The following is an 18,265-nucleotide window of genomic DNA, read 5'->3' on the forward strand; positions in this document are numbered from 1 at the left end:
TCTCGATAACACACGGCATAATGCACGCCGTGACAAACAGTATTGAACGAACAAGGCGGGCGACGTGTTGAAGAAAACCCTGTTCCAGTTGCACTGGTTCTTTGGCATCAGCGCCGGGCTGGTCCTGGCATTGATGGGCATTACCGGTGCGATGGTGTCGTTTCAGGACGAGATCCTGCGCGCGCTGAACCCACAGGTGCTGACGGTTGAAAAGCAACCGGCCGGCGTATTGCCGCCTGCCGAACTGGTGGAACAGATCGAAGCCGCGTCCGGCAAGACCGTCAGCATGCTCTGGGTAGAGACCGACAGCGGCAACGCCGCACGGGCGGTTTTCACCGCCTCGCCCGGGGAAAAGCGTGGCCCGATGCGCTACTTCAATCCCTACAACGCGCAATTCATGGGGGATGTGGTGGGGCAGGACTTCTTTGGTCTGATGCTCCGTCTGCACCGCGTCCTCACCCTGGACGACGTAGGCCGGCAGATCACCGGCGCGTGCACGCTGATCCTGGTGTTTTTCTGCCTGTCCGGGCTTTACCTGCGCTGGCCGAGCCAATGGAAAAACTGGCGCGCCTGGCTGACCCTCGATTGGGCGAAAAAAGGCCGCAGTTTCAATTGGGACCTGCACTCCGTCGCGGGCACCTGGTGCCTGGTGTTCTACCTGCTGGCCGCCTTGACCGGGCTGACCTGGTCCTACGAGTGGTACAACAAAGGCGTAACCCGCCTGCTTTCCGATTCGCCCAAGGATGAGCGCGTGCGCAAGCGCGGCCCCGCACCCGGTGGCCCGGCGCCGATCGCCGACTACCGCGCCATGTGGAGCAGCATCTACAGCGCCGCCGGCCCCGACCTGTCCGCCTATAACGTGCGCATGCCGCCGGTAGCGGGACAACCGGCGACCGTGTTCTACCTGCTGAAAAACTCCCCCCATGACCGGGCGCTGAACCAGCTTATCCTCGACCCGGCCACCGGCGTCGTCAGCCGTCACAGCCGCTACAGCGACAAAAGCTTCAAGGCGCAATTGCTGACCAGCATCTACGCCCTCCATGTCGGCAGCTACTTCGGCCTGGTCGGCCGGATCCTGGTGACCGTCGCCGCGCTGGCCATGCCGCTGTTTTTCATCACTGGCTGGCTGTTGTATCTCGATCGTCGACGCAAGAAGCGCCAGGTCCAAAAGGCCCGCCAGGCGCTGACCCAAACCCCTGGTGACGCCCCGGCGTGGCTGATCGGTTTCGCCAGCCAGAGCGGTTTCGCCGAGCAACTGGCCTGGCAGACCGCCGGCCAGCTCCAGGCCGCCGGCCTGCCGGTGAAGGTCCGGCCATTGGCCGGCGTCAGCGAGCAGGATTTGAACAGCTCCACTCGCGCCTTGTTCGTGGTCAGTACCTTTGGCGATGGCGAAGGCCCCGACAGTGTCCGGGGTTTCGAGCGCAAGGTGTTGGGCCAGCCGCTGAGCCTGGAGCGCTTGCAGTATTCGGTGCTGGGCCTGGGCGACCGCCAATATGAAAACTTCTGCGGCTTCGCCCGCCGCCTGCATGCCTGGCTGGCGGAACACGGCGGCAAGACACTGTTCGCGCCGGTGGAAGTGGACAGCGGCGATCCTTACGCCTTGCGCCACTGGCAACAACAGCTGGCGGAACTCACCGGCCAGGCCCCGGCGGACGCCTGGCAGGCGCCGAGTTTCGAGCATTGGACGTTGAACCAACGCACCCTGCTCAACCCCGACAGCTGCGGGTCTGGCGTATACCTGCTGGGCCTCACCGCACCGGGGCCGAGCAGTTGGCTGGCCGGTGACCTGGTGGAAATCCTGCCGCGCAATGATCCATGGGCCATTGAACATTTCCTCGATGGGCTGGGCATCGCCGGTATTGCTCGGGTGCACGTCGACGGCTTGCAGCAGACACTCGAACAAGCCCTGGCGACACGCCAGCTGCCGGAAAACCGCGCCCATCTGGTCGGCCTGCACGCCCAGGCACTGGTGGAGGCGTTGGCACCGCTGGGCATGCGCGAATACTCCATCGCATCGATCCCCGCCGATGGCGTGCTGGAACTGATCGTGCGCCAGGAGCGCCGCGCCGATGGCAGCCTGGGCGTCGGCTCCGGCTGGCTGACCGAACATGCGCCGCTGGGCAGCCCAATCAGCTTGCGGATAAGACGCAACAGCAGCTTTCATCTGCCACCCCAAGGCGTACCGATGATCCTGCTGGGCAACGGAACCGGCCTGGCCGGCCTGCGCAGTTTGCTCAAGGCCCGTGTTGCCGAGGGCATGCAACGCAACTGGCTGCTGTTTGGCGAACGCAACCGCGAACACGATTTCCATTGTCGCGATGAGCTTCAGGAATGGGTCACCTCCGGCGATCTGGAGCGCCTGGACCTGGCCTTCTCCCGAGACCAGGACAAGAAAATCTACGTCCAGGATCGCCTGCTGGAATCGGCGGCATTGCTCAAGCAATGGCTGGCCGACGGCGCGGTGATCTATGTCTGCGGCAGCCTGCAGGGCATGGCGTCAGGGGTGGATCACGTGCTCAACCTGGTGCTGGGGCGTGAGGAAGTGGAGAAGCTGATCGAGCAAGGGCGGTATCGGCGGGATGTGTACTGACGGAACGCTTATCCAGAATTGAATCGAATCCCCAGTGGGAGCGAGCTTGCTCGCGATAGCGGATGGTCAGTCAACACTTTCTTGATCGACACTCCGCCATCGCGAGCGAGCTCGCTCCCACATGGGGTCTGTAGTGGCCTCTGATTCACACCGGCTGCAACTTCTTCTCGAACACCGCCACGCCTTCCAGGTCCCGCAGCACCACGCTCATCTCCCCGCTCTGCCCGTCGATGTTCACCTCGCCAAAGAACTGATAGCCGGCAAACGGCGAGGTGTTCTGGGCCGGAGGGGCTTTCTGGAACACCACTTCAGCGCCGAAGGTCTTGTCCAGGGCGTTGGGCCCGAAGCTGCCGGCGTTCAATGGGCCGGCGACGAACTCCCAGAAGGGTTCGAAATCCTGGAACGCGGCGTGTTCGGGGTGGTAGTGGTGGGCGGCGCAATAGTGGACGTCGGCGGTGAGCCAGACGTAGTTGCGCACCTGATGCTTGCGCAGATAACCGAGCAATTCGGCGATCTCCACTTCGCGCCCCTGGGCCTCGCCCGGGTCACCGTTGGCGACCGCTTCCCAACGCGCAACGCCGGGGCTGGCCTCGCCATCCGGCACGCCCAGGCCGATGGGCATGTCAGCAGCGATGACTTTCCACTGGGCGCCGGATTGCTTCAATTCGCGCTTGAGCCAGTCCAACTGCTCCCGCCCGAGGAACGGTTTGGCCGCACCGAGGTTCGCGTCATTGGCTTGTCGATAGCTGCGCATGTCCAGCACAAACACATCCAGCATCGGCCCGTAACCGAGCTTGCGGTAGATGCGCCCTCCCCCATCGGCCTTCTGCAGGCGCATCGGCGCGTATTCCAACCAGGCCTGTCGCGCACGACCGACCAGGCTGTGGATATCCTTGGTCTGGTAGCGCTCGTCCAATTGCTTGCCCGGCGACCAGTTGTTGACCACTTCGTGATCGTCCCACTGCCAGATCTGCGGCACTTCGGCGTTGAAACGGCGGACGTTTTCATCCATCAGGTTGTAGCGGTAGTTACCGCGATATTCATCCAGGGTCTCGGCGACCTTGCTCTTGGCTTCGGTGGTCAGGTTGCGCCAGATGCGCCCGCCCTCTGTGGTGATCTGCGCCGGCACCGGGCCGTCGGCGTAGATGGTGTCGCCGCTGTGGATGAAGAAATCCGGCAGGCGCAGGCGCATGGCATCATAGATGCGCATGCCGCCGATGTCCGGATTGATACCAAAGCCCTGGCCGACGGTGTCGCCGCTCCAGACAAAACGGATGTTGCGCTTGAACTGCGGCACGCTGCGCAGGTGGCCGAGCCACGGCTCGCTGGCCACACCGCTCTGGGCTTCTTGGAAATGCACGCGGTAGAAAATCGCCTGGTCGAGTGGCAAGCCGGTGAGTTCGACCCGAGCGGTGAAATCGCTGCGGCTATCGGCCAGCGCCGAGACGAAGCGCCGGGGGTTCGGGAACTGACTGCGGGTGTCCCACTCCACCACCATCCTCGCCGGGCGGTCGCTGCGGCTCCAGATCATCGCGCGATCACCTTGCAAGTCGCCCGACTGCACACCTTCGGTCAACACGGGCCGGTCCTTGACCGAAGCGATCACGGCCGGGGCCAGCCCGGGCAGCAACAAGCCCGCGCCAACGACTTGCATCACACGGCGGCGGCCCAGGTCGAATTCGCTCATGGTGTTCTCCCCAAATGGGAAAACTTAAGCATGGCTGTGTGAAGTGGGTGTGACAGGGATTTCATCATCACCCCACAACCACTGTGGGAGCGAGCTTGCTCGCGATTGCGGAGTGTCAGGCCACCTATTTGTTGACTGATACACCGCTATCGCGAGCAAGCTCGCTCCCACAGGGGAAACCGGAGTGGACTCAGGCCTTCGCCGGCTCCAACGCCATTTCCACCACTTCCGGTCGCTTGAGCAGCGCATACGCCACTGCCGTCACCAAACTCCCCGCCACGATCGCCAGCAGGTACAAAAGCGCGTGGTTGATGGCGTTGGGGATCAGCATCACGAACAGCCCGCCGTGAGGCGCCATGAGTTTGCAGCCGAAGTACATCGACAGCGCACCGGTCAGCGCGCCGCCGGCAATGCTGGCCGGGATCACCCGCAGTGGATCCTTGGCCGCGAACGGGATCGCGCCTTCGGAGATGAAGCACAGCCCCAGCACCAGCGCTGCCTTACCGGCCTCACGCTCGGTCTTGGCGAACTTGCGGCGGGCTATGAACGTGGCGATGCCCAGCCCAATCGGCGGCACCATGCCGGCGGCCATGGTCGCGGCCATGGGTGCATAACTTTGCGAAGCCAGCAGTCCCATGGAAAACGCGTAGGCGGCTTTGTTGATCGGCCCACCGAGGTCCACGCACATCATCGCCCCCAGCAGCACGCCCAGCAAAAGCGCGTTGGTGGTGCCCATGCTGTCGAGGAAATGGGTCAGCCCCTCAAGCATGCCCGCCACCGGTTTGCCGACGATGTAGATCATCACCAGGCCGGTGAACAGGCTCGCCAGCAACGGAATGATCAGGATCGGCTTGAGCGCTTCAAGGCTCTGGGGCAGGCGCGCGTAACGGTTGATCGCCTTGGCCGCATACCCGGCGAGGAAACCGGCGATGATCCCGCCGATGAATCCAGCGCCCAGGGTGCTGGCCAGCATCCCGCCGATCATCCCTGGCGCCAGGCCAGGTCGGTCAGCAATCGAATAGGCGATGTAGCCCGCCAGCAGCGGCACCATCAATTTGAATGCGGTGTCGCCGCCAATCTGCATCAGCGCTGCTGCGAGAGTGCCAGGTTCCTTGAAGGCCTCGATGCCGAACACGAACGACAAAGCGATCATCAAGCCACCCGCTACCACCATCGGCAGCATGAACGAAACACCCGTCAGCAAGTGTTTATAGACGCCGCTTTTTTCCGCCTTCGCCGGGCCCGTGGAAGCACCACTCGCTGCGCTTTCCTGGACGCCTTCGGCCAAGGCTTTTTTCAGCGTGGCTTCGGCTTGTTTCAACGCAATGCCGGTGCCGCAGCGATAGATTTTCTTACCGGCGAAACGCTCGGTGGCGACCTCGATATCAGTCGCCAGCAACACCACATCGGCCTCGGCAATCGCCTCGGGGCTGAGCGGGTTGCGGGCGCCCACCGAGCCCTGGGTTTCGATCTTCAGGTCATAACCCAAGCGTGCCGCTGCCTGTTGCAAGGCTTCAGCGGCCATGAAGGTATGGGCGACGCCGGTCGGGCACGCGGTGATGGCCACCAGGCGCGGGGCGCGTTCGGTCGATGGCGCAGGTTCTTCGGCGAGCACCTCGGCCTCGCCCAGCACTTGGGCCTCTTCGGCGCCGCGACGTAGCACCGCGTCAACGTCCTGCAGGGCGAGGGCCGGGGTGCTGCGAAACACCCGCTTGCCAACGAATCGCGACAGGTCCACCGGGCCGCTGGCAACCAGCAATACCCATTCGGCCGCTTCGAGGGTCGCCGCCGACAACTGGCGTTCCGGGTGGGCCGCGTCATGGACTTCGACACTGGTGCTCCAACCTTGGCGCTGGGCCGCCGCATCCAGCAGGCGGGCGCACAACACGCTGGTGACCATGCCGTTCGGGCAAGCCGTCACAATGGCTAATTTCATCTTGCGAACCCTCTTATTGTTCTGTCAGGGGGCGCACGCGCACGCCCTGTTCAAGCGACGCCAGCAAGGCGGTGTCGTGGATGCCGAACCCGATCTGGGTGACCGCCATGGCGGCGATGGCCGTGGCGGTGCGCAGGGTCTGCTCCGGTGCGTGGGCAGCGAGCAATCCATGCAGCATGCCGGCCAGCAGCGAATCGCCGGCGCCCACGGTGCTGGCGACAGTGACCTTGGGCGGCGAGGCATGCAGGGCCGAACCAACGCTGAACCAATTCACACCGTCGGCGCCGTGGGAAATCACCACATGTTCCACGCCTTGGGCATGCAACCGCTGAGCCGCTTGTGCCTGGGCGACCTCGGTCACCACGTCGCAACCCAGCGCATCGGCCAGCTCCTCGGTATTGGGCTTGATCAGCCATGGCCCCGCCGCCAGGGCGACGCGCAACGCTTCGCCGCTGGTGTCGAGGGCGACATTCAGGCCGAGCTGTTTGAGCCGCATGATCAGCGCCTGCAACCATTGCGCACTGACGCCTCGGGGCATGCTGCCGGCAACCACTACGGCATCGTGGCCTGGGGCTATCTGCTCGAGACGTTCCAGCAACGCTTGTTGCGCGGCTTCATCGACCATCGGGCCAGGACCGTTGAGGTCAGTGATGCGTCCGTCCTGTTCGGCCAGCTTGATGTTGCTGCGGGTTTCGCCGGGGACGCGAATAAAAGCGTCGACGAAGCCACGCTGGATAAACAGCGTCTCGAACACTTGGGCGTTGTCTTCACCCAGGAAACCACTGACGGTCAGGGTGTGGCCGAGGTCCGCCAGCACCTGCGCCACGTTCACGCCCTTGCCGGCGGCGTGGGCGTGCATGGCGTCGCTGCGGTTGACCTGGCCCGGTTCCAGGCGCGCCAACTCCACCGTGAGGTCGAGCGCCGGGTTAAGGGTCAGGGTAAGAATCTTCGCCATTACAGCGCCTCCACTAATGCGCGCACGTCATCGGCGCTGCCCACGGCCAATGCCGCTTGGGCCAGGGTTTGTACTTGTGCCAGGCTCAATTCGCGGACTCGTGCCTTGACCTCCGCGATGCTGCGGGCCGAGACACTCAACTCGTCCACGCCCAGGCCCACCAACACCGGCACCGCCAGCGGATCGGCCGCCAGCTCGCCGCACACACCGACCCATTTGCCATGGGCATGGGCGGCGCGCACGGTGATGTCGATCAGTTGCAATACCGCCGGGTGCAAGCCATCGGCCTGGGCCGACAGGGTCGGGTGACCACGGTCGATCGCCAGGGTGTATTGCGTCAGGTCGTTGGTGCCGACGCTGAAGAAATCGACTTCCTTGGCGAGTACCGGCGCCAGCAGCGCGGCGGACGGCACTTCGATCATGATGCCCAATTGCAAATCCGCCACGGGGATCTCGCGACGCAGACGCTCGGTCATGTCCCGTGCCTGGCGCCACTCGTCGATGCTGCCGACCATGGGGAACATGATCCGCAGCGGACGGTTGTCCGCCGAGCGCAACAGGGCGCGCAGTTGCGCTTCCATGACGTGGGGGCGCTGCAAGGTCAGGCGGATGCCGCGCACGCCGAGGAAGGGGTTTTCTTCCTTCGCGATCGGCCAATAAGGCAACGGCTTATCGCCGCCGACGTCGAGGGTGCGCACCACCAGCGGCCGACCGGCCAGGCCATCGAGCACCTTGCGGTATTCGGCTTCCTGGGTCGCTTCGTCCGGGGCCTCGGTGTGGGCCATGAAGATAAGCTCGGTGCGCAACAGGCCGATGCCTTCGGCGCCCTGCTCCACCGCGCTGGTGACGCCGGCGCTTTCGCCGATGTTGGCGAATACTTCAACGGCATGACCGTCGCGGGTCAGCGCCGGTTGGTGGCGCTGTTCGGCGGCGACTTTCAGGCGCTGCTCACGGGTGTCGCGCTCTTCAGCGGCCCGTTGCAGGGTCGCGGCGTCCGGGTCGACATGCAGCCGACCACGCTGCCCATCCAGCAGCAAGGACGTGCCCGGCGCCAACAGCAACACCGCCGCGCCTGCGCCCACCAAGGCCGGAATGCCCAGGGCGCGGGCGACAATGGCACTGTGGGCGGTGGCGCCGCCGCGTGCGGTGAGGATCCCCGCCACGCGGGCCGGGTCCAGGCGCGCGACGTCGGAGGGGCCGACTTCGTCCATCACCAGGATGTAGGGTTGATCCGGTTCAGCCGGGGTCTCGATGCCGCACAACTGCGCCAGCACCCGACGGCCAACATCCCGCAGATCGGCGGCGCGCTCGGCAAGCAAGGCATCCTGCAGGGCTTCCTGTTCCTTCGCGGCGGCTTCGATCACGCCCATCCACGCCGCTTGCGCGCTCTCGCCCAGCTTCAGGCGGGTGTCGACTTCGTCGGTCAGTTCCGGGTCGTCGAGCATTTCCTGGTGGGTGATGAAAATCTCGCGGATGGCCTTGGCCTTGGCGCGCTCGATCAAGCCCTCGATGTCCCGACGTACCTGGCCTAGGGCGTTTTGTAGACGCTCGCGCTCGATCGCCGGGGACTCGCCACGCAGTGGATAATCGATGTCTTGCTGCACTTGGATATGCGCCGGACCGATGGCAATGCCCGGCGCGGCGGCGACGGCCTGGATCAGGCTGCCGGATTCCGGCGCGAGCAGCACGGTGGCAACTTCGGCAATGGTGGTTTCTCGCGGCGCGCTCGGTGGCGGCAGCGGTTCGACCTCTTCGCCGAGACCTTCTTCGACGGCTGCGAGCAACGCCGGCAACGCGTCGGCGGCAATGCTGGGTTCGGCAATGAACTCCAGGACCTGACCGCGACGGGCGCCCAGACTCAGCAGTTTGCTCAGACTCTTCACCGATACGGCGCTGTCCTGGCCGTCGACGATGCGCACGCGGATCTCGCCTTCGAAACTTTTCGCCAGCTGGGCAAGGATTTTCGCTGGGCGCGCGTGCAGGCCGTGGGCATTCGCCAGGCCGATGCGCGCGCTGGGCCAGTCGGCGGGCAGTTCGCCCCCCAGCACTTCCAGGACCTTGCGGCTGCTGGTAGCGCGGCCCAATTCGTGGCCGCGACCTTCGATCAGCAATGCGCAAAGCCTTTCCAGCAACGCCTGGTGGGCCTCGCCGAGGCTGGCCAGGCAGAACAACCCGCTCAGTGGTTGGCCCAGATAACGAATGGGTTTGTCGGGCGTGACGAAGGCCAGGCCCGGGCGCTTGACGGTCTGTTCGCTGTGCAGCCACCAGAGCCCATCGCCGAGAGGCAACGCTTCGACCTGCTGCAGCACGCCGGCGAAGCCGTTGCTCACGCAATCGGCCTGGCGTAACAAACGGGCGCCGCGCCACACCAGTTCTTCGAAATCATCGGCCGACACGCCTAGGCCGATCATCTGCGCATCCAGCGCCAGCTCCTGCGGCGCGCCTTGCAGCAGTTTCAGCAAGGCTTCGGCGCTGCCGGCGCGACGCAATGCCTGGCCCAGATCGGTCTCGCCGTGGGCGCGGGTCAGCAGTTGCAGCAGGCGCAGGTGTTCGTCGGACTTGGCGGCGATGCCGATCGCCAGGTAAACGATCTGGCCGTCGCCCCAGTCCACGCCTTCGGGAAATTGAAGCAAGCGCACGCCGGTGGAATACACCAGGTCGCGGGTCTGCGGAGTACCGTGGGGGATGGCAATACCTTGGCCAAGAAAGGTCGAGCCCTGGGCCTCGCGGGCCTGCAATCCGGCAAGATAACCCTCGGCTACCAGGCCATCGGCCACCAGTTTGTCAGCGAGCAGTTGCAGCGCGGCGTCTTTATCCACAGCCACCTGGGCCATGGATATCTGCTCTAGAGTGAGCTCGAGCATGCTTTCTCCTTTTTGGCGTCCGGTTGGCGCCAGGTATTGTTTTGAATGAATCAGCTTAGCGTTGCAAACGGCTTGCGGCGGTATCGCGGCAGTGCGACCGAAAACCCTGAAGCCCTGAAAATACGCCTGCTGAAACGTTTAATCTAGAAAGATTGGCACGTTACTCGATAATCTCCCATCCTTGAAGTGCAACTTGTCGAAAGCGTCCGGGGGTGACCATCGATCCGAATCGGGTAGGATGAGCCTTCATTGTCGGGGCAAACTCGAAAAAACAAGGAAAACCGGGTTGAAACTCAGTGATATCGCCCAGCTCGCCGGTGTGTCCGTGACCACCGCCAGCTACGTCATCAACGGCAAGGCCGAACAACAACGCATCAGCAACGCGACCGTCGAACGGGTGCGGGCGGTGGTCCAAGAGCATGGCTTCACGCCCAACCCACAGGCCGCCGGACTGCGCAGCCGGCATACCCGCACGTTGGGGTTCATCCTGCCCGACCTGGAGAACCCCAGTTACGCGCGTATCGCCAAGCTGCTGGAACAAGGTGCCCGCGCCCGAGGTTACCAGTTGCTGATCGCCAGCTCCGATGATGCGCCTGACAGCGAGCGCCAGTTGCTGCAACTGTTCCGCGCCCGACGCTGCGATGCGCTGATCGTTGCCAGTTGCCTGCCCGCCGAAGACGATAGCTACCGCCAATTGCAGGCCAAGGGCATCCCGATCATCGCCATCGACCGGGTGATGGAACCGGCGCAGTTCTGCTCGGTAATCAGCGACGACCGCCAGGCCAGCCTGCAACTGACACGAAGCCTGCTGGAAACGAATCCACGGCAGATCGCGCTGATCAGCGCCCGCCCCGAACTGAGCATCAGCCAGGAGCGGACCGCCGGTTTCCGCGAGGCGCTGGCCGGGTTCGAAGGCCAGGTGCTGATCGAGCACGGCGAGTCGTTCAGCCGTGAATGCGGTCGTCAGTTGATGGACGACATGCTCGCGCGCCTGGGCCATCTCCCCGATGCGCTGATCACCTCCTCTTATGTGCTGCTGCAAGGGGTGTTCGATGCCCTGCATGATTTTCCGCTCAAGGCGCGTCCCCTGCGCCTGGGCACCTTTGGCGACACGCAACTGTTGGATTTCCTGCCGCTGCCGGTCAACGCCATGTCCCAGCAGCATCAACTGATCGCCGACAAAGCCTTGGAACTGGCGCTGGCGGCCATCGAAAACGATGTCTATCAACCCGGTGTCCAGGCGATTGCGCGCACGTTCAAGCAGCGCATTCACCAGGGCTGAGGTTCAGGGTGCGGATATGCAGTTGATCGACACGCACACTCATCTGGACTTCCCGGATTTCGACGCGGATCGCCCGGCGCTGCTGGCCGAAAGCCGCGCCTTGGGTGTCCGGGAAATAGTGGTGCTGGGCGTATATCGGGACAACTGGCAGCGCGTCTGGGACCTGGTCCAAAGCGACCCGCACCTGCATGCCGCGCTGGGCCTGCACCCGGTGTTTCTCGACGAGCATCGCGGCGAAGACCTGGCGCAGTTACGCGAATGGCTGGAGCGCCTGGCCGGGCATCGGCAGTTGTGCGCGGTGGGGGAAATCGGCCTGGACTATTACGTCCAGACCCTGGACCGCGATCGCCAGCAAACGCTGTTCGAGGCGCAGCTGGAACTGGCCCGGGATTTCGAACTGCCGGCGCTGATCCATGTACGTCGCAGCCACGCCGCCGTGATCGCGACGCTCAAACGCATCTGCCCGGCCCGTGCGGGCATCATCCATGCCTTTGCCGGCAGCTTCGAAGAGGCTCGCGAATACATCAAGCTCGGTTTCAAGCTCGGCCTCGGCGGCGCGGCCACGTGGCCCCAGGCCCTGCGCATGCACCGGGTGCTGCCGAAACTGCCGCTGGATGCGGTGGTGCTGGAGACGGACTCACCGGACATGGCGCCGTCGATGTTTCCCGGGCAACGCAACAGCCCGGCGCATTTGCCAGCGATTTGCGAGGCGTTGGCGGGCATCATGGCGGTGACGCCTGAACAACTGGCCGAGGCCAGCACGGCAAACGCCCGGCAGCTATTCCAATGGTGATCCTTGTGGGAGCGAGCTTGCTCGCGATAGCGGTGATCCAGGCAACCTTTCATTGGCTGACACTCCGCCATCGCGAGCAAGCTCGCTCCCACACAGGCTCGCTCCCACATTGGGCCTGTGGTGAGGCAGGAGATCACACCCGAAACGCATTGATCAGTTGCTTGAGCCGCACCACCTGGGAGGACAGTTCGCGGCTGGCGTCTTCGGTCTGGTGAGCCCCTTCGGCGGTGCGTTCGCCGGCGCGGTTGATCTCGACGATGTTCTGGTCGATGTCATGGGCGACGGCGGTCTGCTGCTCCACCGCAGCGGCGATCTGCTGGTTCTGGTCGACGATCATGCCAACGGCGCCAAGAATGTTTTCCAGCGCCTGCTGGACCTTCTCCGACTGGCCAACCGTGCCGCTGGCCATTTCATGGCTGGTGCCCATCGCCTTGACGGCGGCGCCGACGCCGCCGTGCAGGCGGCTGATCATCGCTTCGATTTCTTCGGTCGACTGCTGGGTCCGCTTGGCCAGGGTTCGCACCTCGTCGGCCACCACCGCGAATCCGCGCCCTTGCTCGCCAGCCCGGGCGGCTTCGATAGCGGCGTTGAGGGCCAGCAGGTTGGTTTGCTCGGCAATGCTCTTGATCACATCGAGGACGCGGCTGATGGCCTGGCTGTCGGTCGCCAGTTGATTGATCACCTGCACCGACTGGTCGATTTCGCTGGCGAGCCGGGCGATGCTGCCCTGCTGGGATTCCACCAAGCCTCGTCCACTGAGGGTTTCATCATTCACGCTATGGGCGCTGCTGACCGCCGCCGCAGCGCTGCGGGCGACTTCCTGGGCTGTGGCGGACATCTGGTTCATCGCCGTGGCGACCAGTTCGATCTGGCTGCGCTGGCCGGCCACGGCCTGGTTGCTCTGGGCCGATACCGTTTCCACCTGCCCGGCCTGGCGCTCGACCTCGGCGACGGTGTGGCCGACCTGTTCGATCAAGTCATGGATCTTCGCCACGGTGCCATTGAACACCTCGCCCAACTCTCCCAGCTCATCCTTGCTGCGGGCGACGAAACTGACTGTCATATCCCCCGCCGCGACTTTGTCCATCATCGCCCCCAGGTGCTTGAGCGTCGTGCGTGTCGAGGCGTAGAAACCGGCGTACAGATAGAAAATCAACAGGAACACCGCTGCGAGCGCCACCGCCTGTAGCACCATGTGGCTGCGGTTCTGCTCCAGGCGGTGCTGCAATTGCACACCGAGAAAGCCCAACGTCGCCTCGTTCAACCGATAGGTCTGCTCCATCAGGCCGCTGACCTGATCGAAGAATGCCGGCCATGGCGCATCGAGGGTGTCCGCCATGACGACCTGGTTTTCAATCAGCTCGGCCGCTTGCTTGAGGGTGCTCTTGCTGCCACCGGCCTGATCGGCGAGTGCTTGTCCGACGGCCTTGCTCGAGCCCAGCGCGTCCTGCAGTTTCAGCTCATATTCGCCCTGGAGCTTCTCGATTTGCACCAGCAACTCATCGAACCGGGTACTCGACGCGGAATTGAGGAAACCCAACCCCAACGAAGAAGCGCCCAAGGCACGGCCCTCGCCCAAAATCTGAGTGACCCTGGGCGTCAGGCCGACGATCAGCTCGCTGAGCTGGCGGATGTCGGCCTGGTTGTCACGGCTCAGGCCGGCCTGACTGGCGATGATCTGGCCGAATATTTGTGCATTGTTGAGCAGATTGCCGATCAACGCGCTTTTGCTCTGCAGCGAGCTTTCGGCTTGTTGGGCCTTGAAAGCGGCGATCATTTCGTCGCGCTTGGTATCGAAGGCACTGACGTGCTCGGGCTCCATCGCCATGGCCGTCATGCCTTGCAACCGGGCGAGCACCTTGTGCTCGAGCGCGGCGATCTTCGCGTCCACGTCGCCGGCCTTGCCAGACTGGCCCAGGCTGGCATTGATCTGCACCAGGTCGTTCAGCGTCTCCAGGTCACGCCGCAGCGCCAGGCTGCTGCCCAGCAAATCCAGGCTTTGCAGCTCCACTTGCGTGCCCTGGAACTCGCGGTAGGAATCACGCACCAGAAAGAAATTGGTCACCAGCATCGGCAGCAGGAACAGGACACTGATCAGGCTGAACTTCATGCCGAAGCTAAGGCGATTCATCAGGGCGACGGCGGGCCAGAGCAAACTCTTCACAAGGGAAGTCTCCCGGTAGTTTTTATTGTTATGAGCTGCGCACGCAGACAGCACAAAGCCACTATTCGGACGCTGTTCCTGTATAGCCTAATTCGGCAGGGAGATTTGTAACTTAAGGTTAACGAGGGCACACGATCCAGTGGCGAGGGAGCTCGCTCCCGCTGGCCTGTGCGGTAGGCCCCGTGGGGTTTGCGCAGAGGGGATCGTTTTTATCCTGGTTTACGACTGCTGCGCAGCCGACCGGGAGCAAGCTCCCTCGCCACGACAACTTAGCGTTACGAACTTGCTGGGTTCGATCAGGCCAACACCGTCCACAACGCGAACCCGGCATACCAGAGCAACGCAGCGCGCAGCAGCAATTCCCAAAGTCGATCCAGGCTGTTGATGCCGTCCGGCCCGGCGACCGGCATGGGAATCTCGCCGGCGACCAAGCCGACTTTGTCGATGAGGTCGGCGGCGCTGATGTTCCAGTTCAACAGTTCATGCAGCATGACCCGACTGACCGCGACGAAGTTGCCCACCAGGGCGAAGCTCGCCGCCAGCAATCGCACCGGTACCCAGTCGAAGGCGTGGCGCAGTTGCGCTGCACGCTCGGCCACACCCGGGTTCTGGCTGTGCTCGGCGGCCAACGCCAACAATCGATAACTCAGGGCGGCCACGGGTCCCAGCAGGAAGTACCAGAAGATCACCGCGAAAAAACTCTGGTAAGCCTGCCATAGCAAATGCCCCTGGACCCGTTCGAGCAACTGCTCACCGTCATCGGCATCGATGTTCAGGTCACGCTTGGCCACATGGGTGGCCGCTTGCAGGTCTTCACGTCGCCAGGCATCGCGAAAAGGCCCGAGATCAGCCAACAGATCGCCGCGCCCCAGGCTGTATATCACCACCAACAGGTGAATCGGCAGCGCCAGCAAACCATAGGCCACCGGCTCCAACACCCAGAGTAGCAACGCCAGCAGCGAAACCGGCAGCAGAACCATCACCACCAGCACCAGCCAAGGCCGGTTGCCCCAGCGCGGACTCGCTTCAAGCTTGTTCAGCTCGCCCAGCCAGCCGCCGTCACGCTGGACCCGCTGGCGCAAGGCCGAGAACTTCTCGATCCAGACCGCCAGCAGCAACACCAGAAAACTCATTGTCCTTCCCCTTCTGTCAGGGCCGCGCGGTAACGCGCCCAGTCGAATGCCGGCCCCGGATCGGTCTTGCGACCCGGCGCGATGTCGCTGTGCCCGCAGATGCGCTGCACCGTGATCGCCGAAAACGCTTTTTGCAGCTGCCGGGTCAAGTCCACCAAGGCGACATATTGCCCGTCGGTGAACGGCAGGTCATCGGTGCCTTCAAGCTCGATGCCTATGGAAAAATCGTTACACGTCTCCCGCCCTTCGAAACACGAAACACCAGCGTGCCAGGCACGATCAAGACAAGAGACAAACTGGGTCACGGTGCCGTCACGTTCGATCAGAAAATGCGCGGACACGCGCAGGTCCGCGATACCCGCAAAATAGGGATGTTCCGTGACATCCAGGCGATTCTGGAAAAATTCCTGCACTTTGCCCGTGGCGAACTGTGCCGGTGGCAAGCTGATGTTGTGGATGACCAGCAGGGAGATCTCGCCCTCGGGGCGCGCATTGAAGTTGGGCGAAGGGCAATGACGCACGCCATCGCACCAACCGCTCGCGGAGTCCAGCTGCATACAGGTTCCTTCGATGAGACGGTGAAGGCCGTCAGTATGCCGCGATCGGGCCCGGCTGCGCGATCACTTGCCGCGATTGAGCTGGCGCAGGTTGCCCAGCACGGATTCCAGCGCCCTGTCGAACAACAGGGTATCGTCCAGCAACCGCGCCGCCCCACGGCGGAACTCCAAGGCCAGGCTGGTGCGGCTGTGCTCAAGGACCTTGAGGCCGGTACGGTTGACGAAGACATACTTGCCAGTGGCCTGGATAATCGCCGCGAGTTTGCAACGAAGGTTGTTGTCTTCGTCTTCCTGGAACTCGACCCAACTTCCCAGGCGCAGTTGATCGACCTGGAGCAGGCCCACGTCATCGGCAGGCAAGCGTACGGTCGGTTCGTCCGTCGCGGTTACCGGCGCAGCCCGCAGGACGATGGGTTCCACCACCTCGACCAGCACCGGCGAATCCGCCGGCTGTGCCTGCTCCGTTGCCTGGCCCAGCCGTTGGAGAGCCTGGACATGCAGCACTTCCAGTTCGCTGAAGAATTCGCTGGTGGCGAACGGATCGAACGCCGAACGGCTCAAGCCGTCGCGCAGGGCCTTGAGCAGCTCCGGCACCATCGCCAGCAAGCGCAGGCCGGCGTCGGGTTCTTCGTGATGCTGGACGCTCCACACCAACTGCTCGAGGGTCAGCACGTCGGCCTGCCATTCAGCTGATTGCTCGCCATGTTTGAAGCCGGTCAGCAACAACACCTGGCTCCAGGCCTGCTGGACGAAATCCACCACAGCCTGGGGCAAGACCTTGCCCAGCATGATGTGGTTCAGCGCCCCTTCGACCCGCTGTCGGGCCAGTTCGGCCTTGGCCCGCCCTTCTTCAGCGTCGCGAATGCGTTGCTCCAGCAGTTCGCTGCGACGACGTTCGTCGCTGGTGAACGCCAGGAAGTCCGCCAGCACTTCGGAAAATATCGCCGGGTCGTCAACGAAGTCGTTCAACAAACGCTGCACGACTTGCTCGATGCGCAGGTAAAGACTGTCGCGCTGATGATCATCGCAATCGCCCCAGCCCATCGCAGCGGCAGCAATTTCGTTGAGCAGCCGGCGGGCCGGATGATTGCCTCGGCTGAAGAAACTCTTGTCCTGTACCGCGACCTTGAGCATCGGAATCTGCAGTCGACCGATCAGCGCCTTGAGGGAGTCCGGCAGGTTCTGGTCGTCGAGAATGAACTCGAACATCATCGCGATCAGGTTGATCACGTCTTCGTCGGCGCCGTCGACGACCCGGGACTTGCCACTCTTGACGCTGACACGCGTCAGCAACTGTTCGAGCTGGCTGCGCAGGTCGAACTCGTCCTGCACCGTGAGCGAGGGAACGTACTGCTGCAAATGAGACAACAATCGCAGCAGGTCCCGTTTCGAAATCGGCTGGGCTGGGGCGCTGGCTTCCAAGGTTGGCGCGACGCTGCCGCGTACCTGCACCAGCAATTTCTGCAACGCGGCGAAGACCTCCTGGACGCTGTCGTCGACGTCATCGGCCCTTGGCCTGGCGGCGCCATCGACGTTGGGTTGGGCGACTTCCTCGACACGATCCGATGCCCGTCGCGACGGTGAGATCTTGAGGTCCGGCAACACGCCCGTCGCGGCGAGCAATTGATTGGCCTGCGCATAGAACTGGTCGCATTCGCTGAGCACATAACGCTCGAACAGCTTGAGCAGGATCAGCTTGACCTTGATCCCCACGCCCAGGTTGCGTCCAGCCTGAAGGAAATGCCCGCACAATAAACCTGGGCTTAACGGGTTCAACTGGTTCGTCAATGGCCGGTCCAGCAACACACTGAGCCGCGCCGTGAGTTGGTCGAGCGACACGCCGTCGCGGCTGATCACTCGGGCGACCATGGTTTCCACCGCCAGGCGGCGCTCCAGCTCGTCATGGTTTGGCTGGGCCGGTATGGCGCCCACCACGGGTGCCAGGGTCGCCTGGGTAAGGTCGTACTGGGCGAGACTGACAAAAGCCTCGAAAAACTGTTCAATGAATTCACGCTCGATGCTTTTGCGTTTCAAACGCAAGTCGCGCATGGCTTCGAAGTAGAGGTTCTGCTCGAGATCATTGCGCGCCCGGTCGGCCATTTCGAACAACGTGTCATCGGCGTTATCGAACAAGCCCTGCAGACCCACGCGCAACTGCTGCGCGGCCTTGTCGCGAACCTGGAGCAGAATGACCGGCAGCCGGGCGAGCGGCGAACGATTCGCCTGGTCGGTAGGCACTTTATGCAAAGGCACTACATTCCCGTCGTTATGCATCCTGGACTCCTGAAACGGCATTCTTCGGCT

Annotated in this window: 11 protein-coding genes and 1 pseudogene; 3 read left to right on the forward strand and 9 right to left on the reverse strand. The window is 63.4% G+C overall.

What is annotated here, in order from left to right; translation table 11 throughout:
• Positions 1-64: 64 nt before the first annotated feature.
• Positions 65-2,590 carry a PepSY domain-containing protein gene (locus tag DOCECA_RS18425; RefSeq protein WP_445570902.1) on the forward strand — a complete coding sequence of 842 codons (2,526 nt, stop codon included), beginning with the start codon at positions 65-67 and terminating at the stop codon, positions 2,588-2,590.
• Between the two features lie 145 nt (positions 2,591-2,735).
• Here the strand turns inward: DOCECA_RS18425 and DOCECA_RS18430 are convergent, their stop codons facing one another.
• The 4 genes from DOCECA_RS18430 to ptsP form a co-directional block, all read right to left on the reverse strand.
• Entirely contained in the window at positions 2,736-4,277 is a 1,542-nt protein-coding gene (locus DOCECA_RS18430) for an alkaline phosphatase D family protein (protein WP_445570903.1), read from the reverse strand.
• 190 nt (positions 4,278-4,467) lie between these two features.
• Positions 4,468-6,213, reverse strand: a complete 1,746-nt coding sequence (locus tag DOCECA_RS18435) for a PTS fructose-like transporter subunit IIB (protein ID WP_445570904.1) — start codon at positions 6,211-6,213, stop codon at positions 4,468-4,470.
• 13 nt (positions 6,214-6,226) lie between these two features.
• Positions 6,227-7,168, reverse strand: a complete 942-nt coding sequence (gene pfkB / locus DOCECA_RS18440; RefSeq protein ID WP_434560703.1) for a 1-phosphofructokinase — start codon at positions 7,166-7,168, stop codon at positions 6,227-6,229.
• Positions 7,168-10,032: a phosphoenolpyruvate--protein phosphotransferase gene (ptsP, locus tag DOCECA_RS18445; RefSeq protein ID WP_445570905.1), complete on the reverse strand. Its 2,865-nt coding sequence runs from the start codon at positions 10,030-10,032 to the stop codon at positions 7,168-7,170. The genes pfkB and ptsP overlap by 1 nt, the downstream gene beginning before the upstream one ends.
• A 286-nt stretch (positions 10,033-10,318) precedes the next feature.
• Between ptsP and cra the strand changes: the two genes are divergently transcribed.
• Both cra and DOCECA_RS18455 read left to right on the forward strand, forming a co-directional pair.
• On the forward strand, positions 10,319-11,314 hold the full coding sequence (gene cra, locus DOCECA_RS18450; protein WP_434560707.1) for a catabolite repressor/activator: 996 nt from the start codon (positions 10,319-10,321) through the stop codon (positions 11,312-11,314).
• 16 nt (positions 11,315-11,330) lie between these two features.
• Entirely contained in the window at positions 11,331-12,107 is a 777-nt protein-coding gene (locus DOCECA_RS18455) for a TatD family hydrolase (RefSeq protein ID WP_434560709.1), read from the forward strand.
• Positions 12,108-12,240: 133 nt separating this feature from the next.
• On the opposite strand, the gene DOCECA_RS18460 is transcribed toward DOCECA_RS18455, so the two are convergent.
• The 5 genes and pseudogenes from DOCECA_RS18460 to DOCECA_RS18480 all read right to left on the reverse strand — a co-directional run bounded on the left by DOCECA_RS18460 (position 12,241) and on the right by DOCECA_RS18480 (position 18,235).
• Complete coding sequence (locus tag DOCECA_RS18460; RefSeq protein ID WP_434628602.1) at positions 12,241-13,170, reverse strand: methyl-accepting chemotaxis protein; 930 nt, start codon at positions 13,168-13,170, stop codon at positions 12,241-12,243.
• Positions 13,147-14,238, reverse strand: a pseudogene (locus DOCECA_RS18465) (methyl-accepting chemotaxis protein); the annotation flags it as partial. The pseudogene DOCECA_RS18465 and the gene DOCECA_RS18460, both read right to left, overlap by 24 nt.
• A gap of 329 nt (positions 14,239-14,567) precedes the next feature.
• Positions 14,568-15,404, reverse strand: a complete 837-nt coding sequence (gene ampE / locus DOCECA_RS18470; protein ID WP_445570906.1) for a regulatory signaling modulator protein AmpE — start codon at positions 15,402-15,404, stop codon at positions 14,568-14,570.
• A complete protein-coding gene (gene ampD / locus DOCECA_RS18475) occupies positions 15,401-15,961 on the reverse strand; it encodes a 1,6-anhydro-N-acetylmuramyl-L-alanine amidase AmpD (protein WP_434560713.1) in 561 nt (186 codons plus the stop codon). Before ampD ends, ampE begins: the two co-directional genes overlap by 4 nt.
• A gap of 63 nt (positions 15,962-16,024) precedes the next feature.
• Positions 16,025-18,235, reverse strand: a complete 2,211-nt coding sequence (locus DOCECA_RS18480) for a DUF1631 domain-containing protein (protein ID WP_434607829.1) — start codon at positions 18,233-18,235, stop codon at positions 16,025-16,027.
• Positions 18,236-18,265 lie beyond the last annotated feature (30 nt).

The sequence above is a fragment of the Pseudomonas sp. E102 genome, from assembly GCF_052660185.1.

Coding starts and splice junctions, on each gene's coding strand:
- ptsP (WP_445570905.1), bottom strand. CDS start 10,032: ATGCTCGAGCTCACTCTAGAGCAGATATCCATGGCCCAGGTGGCTGTG.
- DOCECA_RS18480 (WP_434607829.1), bottom strand. CDS start 18,235: ATGCATAACGACGGGAATGTAGTGCCTTTGCATAAAGTGCCTACCGAC.
- ampE (WP_445570906.1), bottom strand. CDS start 15,404: ATGAGTTTTCTGGTGTTGCTGCTGGCGGTCTGGATCGAGAAGTTCTCG.
- DOCECA_RS18430 (WP_445570903.1), bottom strand. CDS start 4,277: ATGAGCGAATTCGACCTGGGCCGCCGCCGTGTGATGCAAGTCGTTGGC.
- ampD (WP_434560713.1), bottom strand. CDS start 15,961: ATGCAGCTGGACTCCGCGAGCGGTTGGTGCGATGGCGTGCGTCATTGC.
- DOCECA_RS18460 (WP_434628602.1), bottom strand. CDS start 13,170: ATGACAGTCAGTTTCGTCGCCCGCAGCAAGGATGAGCTGGGAGAGTTG.
- DOCECA_RS18455 (WP_434560709.1), top strand. CDS start 11,331: ATGCAGTTGATCGACACGCACACTCATCTGGACTTCCCGGATTTCGAC.
- DOCECA_RS18435 (WP_445570904.1), bottom strand. CDS start 6,213: ATGAAATTAGCCATTGTGACGGCTTGCCCGAACGGCATGGTCACCAGC.
- pfkB (WP_434560703.1), bottom strand. CDS start 7,168: ATGGCGAAGATTCTTACCCTGACCCTTAACCCGGCGCTCGACCTCACG.